The 4,337-nt window shown below is 40.7% G+C and carries 2 protein-coding genes; both read left to right on the top strand.

What is annotated here, in order from left to right; genetic code table 11:
• On the top strand, positions 1 to 2,783 hold a 2,783-nt coding region (gene recC / locus Q0688_RS23380; protein ID WP_299082995.1), incomplete at its 5' end, for an exodeoxyribonuclease V subunit gamma.
• A partial coding sequence (locus Q0688_RS23375; protein WP_299082993.1) for a UvrD-helicase domain-containing protein occupies positions 2,780 to 4,337 on the top strand: 1,558 nt, incomplete at its 3' end. The genes recC and Q0688_RS23375, both read left to right, overlap by 4 nt.

The raw sequence follows: 4,337 nt of genomic DNA, 5'->3' as shown, positions 1-4,337 counted from the left end.
CATTGCACTCTGTACCAAGCCACACAAATGATACTGCAAACAGCAAACCACTGATGGTGTTTGGCATTTCAGCTATGCCTATGCAGCAGTTGGAAGTACTTGATGCCTTGTCGCAATCCCGTGATGTATTCATTTTTTGGTTTAATCCTAGTCAGCATTATTGGGGCGATATAGTTGATAACAAAACCCAAGCTAAAGCCCAGCTTAAAGCTATTGATAATCCTCAATCTGCGGGAGTCGAGTTTTTAGACGTGGGTAATCCATTATTGGCATCTTGGGGTAAATTAGGCCGAGATTATCAAGATATGTTGCTGGGATTTGAGTTTCAGCAACAAGACTGTTTTATTGATTTAGCACCTGAAAACCTATTGCAGCATATTCAAACGGATATTAATCATTTGCAATTTAGGGGTGTTGCTGAGCCATTAGATGCCAGTGAGCTGTTATCTAACGGTGATAAATATCCCAAAGTGGCCATTAATCAATCCGATAAATCCATGCAAGTGCATGCCTGTCATTCAAAAGTGCGTGAATTAGAAGTATTGCATGACCAATTGTTGCAACGTTTTAACGACAATCCTAGTTGGCATCCGGGAGACGTCATTGTGATGATGCCAGACGTCGCGAGTTACGCGCCATTTATAGAAGGTGTGTTTGGCTCAGTGCCCAGTCATCTGGCGATCCCTTATGCCATTTCAGATCGCAATCTTGGACAAGTATCGCCTTTGCTTGATAGTTTTTTGCAGATGATGACCTTACATCAAAGCCGGTTATCACTTTCTGACATTTTATCGCTGTTAGAAGTGCCAGCCATCGCCCGAAAGTTTGCCATTGATGCACAAGAGTTTGAGTTACTACAACATTGGTTAACCGATGCTGGTGTGCGCTGGGGTTGGAATGAACAAGATAAGCAGCGCTGGGACTTGCCACCAGAAAAACAGAATACTTGGGTGTTTGGTTTGCAACGCTTATTGGCGGGTTATGCCATATCTAGCGAATCGTTATTTGAAGGTAATCAAGAGTTAATTTCGGCTTATGGAGACATTGAAGGTCAGCAGGCTGTAGCGTTAGGTAAGTGTTATTTATTTATCAGCCTTTTATTAAAAACCTTAGGGTTTTGCCAGCAACCCCTGAATATCCAACAAAAAGTATCGCAAGCTTTAGCTTTGCTTGCTGATTTGTATGACACAGATGAAACTGAACAAATCGAGATGCAAACCCTTAGGGAAACCCTCGAAAAAATGTTGCTTCACAGTCACCAATATACTCAAGATATCGACCAAGACGTGTTCGTTAGTGAGCTCCAGCAAAATATTCAAGAAAAAGGCGTAGGGCAGCGATTTTTAGCGGGTTATGTAAACTTTTGCACCTTAATGCCGATGCGCAGCATTCCCTTTAAAATGGTATGTTTACTGGGGATGAATGATAACGACTATCCTCGGCAAAGTGTGCCAATGGGTTTTGATTTAATGCGTATTGCACCAGTAAAACGAGGTGATCGCTCTCGCAGGTTAGACGACAGATATTTGTTTTTAGAAGCCTTGTTGTCGGCTCGTGAACAACTGTATTTTAGCTTCCTTGGATTTAGTCAAAAAGATAATAGCCCACTGGCTCCATCCATTTTACTAAGTGAATTAATTGAATATTGCCAGCAAGGATTTTGTTTAGAAGGGCAGTGGCAACAAGATGTGGCAGAAACAGAGCAAAATCTCGTCGCACATCTAATGTTAAATCATAAGTTGCAACCTTTTAACCAAGCTTATTTTGGAGCAGACGCTGAAAGCGATTTATTTAGTTTTAATCAAAAACAGCAAGGTATTGCCAATCAATTGCTGCAACCAGTTAATGTTTTGGATTTTCAATCTAATGCATTGCCTCAATCAGAAGAGCCAAGTTCGCAGCTCGAAATAGATAACCTCATTCAATTTTTCCATAACCCTGCAAAAGCATTTTTTATGGGTCGCTGGCAAACTCGTTTTTATCCACTAGGGCAACAAAGTACCGATGAAGAGCCGTTTTCGTTTGATGGTTTAGATAAATATCAAATAAACCAAAGACTCATTGAATATCTGTTGAAACACCATACTGAAACTGAAGTCGCAGAAACTTCTGCAAACGCTCAACATCAGGCAAGTGATTTATTAAAAATACTAAAAGCAGAGGGCAAATTACCCACAGGTACAAGCGGCGAAATTGCATTGGCTCCACTTGTTAATTTAAGCACCGATGTGGTTGAACAAATAATACAATTGAATCAAACAACCAATAATGCTCAAAGCATAGATGTTGAATTGACTATTGATTCCATCACTATTGTGGGGCGAATTGGCAACTTATTTAGTCAAAATTTAGTGTTATGGCGCGCCGGAAAATTAAGAGCAAAAGACCGAATAACTCTTTATTTACAATGGTTATGTTTGTGTGCAAATCCACCAAAATTAGGGTTAAACCAAGCCAGTTTTGTGACAACTGATAAATTGTATAGCATCCCTGTGATTGAAAAGTCCGCTGCCATAGAACAATTAACGATTTGGCTGCAATATTGGTTACGCGGCACCAGTTGTTCGCTTTGTTTTTACCCCGAGGCCTCGTGGGTATGGGCTTCCACTCAAGATCAAAATAAAACACTACATGCCTTTATTGGTAACGATTATGCCTCAGGTGAGGGAAGCGAAGCGCATATCCAACGAGTTTGCCCCGATTTAAATCAACAATTTGCTGGATTTTCAGAGGTTGCCGAAAAACTACTTTTACCCTTAGTGGCTTTAGGTAACGCCAAATGAATATCGCTAATATAGATTCAAGCAATAGCCAAAATTTAACCATGCAAGCTCTGGATACTTTTACCTTCCCTTTAACTGGTGCATCGCTAATTGAAGCCAGTGCCGGCACAGGTAAAACTTACACCATAGTCAATTTGTATATTCGATTATTGTTGGGGCATAACTGCGCGCCTTTAAGTGTCGAACAAATCTTAGTGGTGACTTTTACCAATGCCGCAACCGGAGAGTTAAAGGAACGAATTCGTCAACGATTGCGTCTGGCCTATCTAGATTTTTTTGCAAAGCGCAGTAGCGATGCATTTATCCAACAACTTATTGAGCAAAGCGAAAACATAGAGTTAGATTGTCAACGGCTTGCCTTAGCAAGCAAACAAATGGATCAAGCCGCTGTTTTTACAATCCATGGGTTTTGTCATAAGGCGCTTACCGAACAAGCTTTTGAAAGCGGCGCTATGTACGAGCAAAGCTTTATTCTTGATGAATCAGAATGGCTTAAACTAGCAGCAGAAGATTATTGGCGTAAGCATATTGTCACCTTACCAGCCCAAACGTTACAGCTATTATTAACACATTGGAAAACGCCAGAAGCCTTGCTCAAAAGTGTCGGACGTTTGTTGAGTCAACAAGCAAAACCTCAACAACACGCGACTATTACCGACGCCATAGACTGTGTTGATCGTTATGTTGAACAAGTCATTAAGATCAAACAATGGTGGCTCTCAAATAAGGTCAGTGAACAGCTTAGTAAAGCTAATCTAAATGGTCGCGCTAAATTAGCCAAACCCGCCACACTTAATGCTATGCAAGGATTCTGTAGCAGTGAATTGTTGCAAATAGATTTTGATAAGACCGGTTGGTTGTTGTTTGGGCCAGAACAAATCGCAAAAGCGGCCAAAAAAGGCAGTGAAGACTTATCTCATTTAGATTTTGCGCAATTTGAACAACTGCAATCCATGTTGCTTAATTGTATGCAGAATTTGATTTTAGCGTTTAGCGGCCATGCCATGGCCGTTGTGTCAGCAAATCTTGCTTCTCATAAGCAGATGTTGCATTTGTTATCGCCCGATGATTTGTTGTTAGGGTTACAAAATGCGTTAAATCAACAAGCACAAGATAACAGTTCTGGGAATGCCTTAGCCAACATCATTAAACAGAATTATCCAGCCGCGTTAATTGACGAATTTCAAGATACAGATCCAATTCAATTTGAAGTGTTTCGAGGCATTTACGGTAGCGATGAATCAAATCCTATTAGCGGTGAGTACAAGTCTTGCTGGATCATGATTGGCGATCCTAAGCAGGCTATTTACGCGTTCCGTGGTGCCGATATTTTTACCTATATTAAAGCCAAAGATTGGGTCGCTAGGCAGCGGCAATATACTTTAGCTACTAATTGGCGTTCAGCACCAAGTTTGATTGACAGCATCAATCAGTTTTTTGCATCCAGTAGCAAAGGATTTTTATTTGAAAACAGTATTCCATTTTATCCAGTAAAAGCAGGGCGCGAGTTTTCTGGGCTGCATATCAAAGGCGAGCCAGTTAAAAGTTTAAGGT

Source organism: uncultured Paraglaciecola sp. (genome assembly GCF_937123705.1).
Taxonomy (GTDB): domain Bacteria; phylum Pseudomonadota; class Gammaproteobacteria; order Enterobacterales; family Alteromonadaceae; genus Paraglaciecola.
The sequence above is the reverse complement of the archived record's forward strand: the minus strand, read 5'-3'. Positions and strand labels throughout refer to the sequence as shown.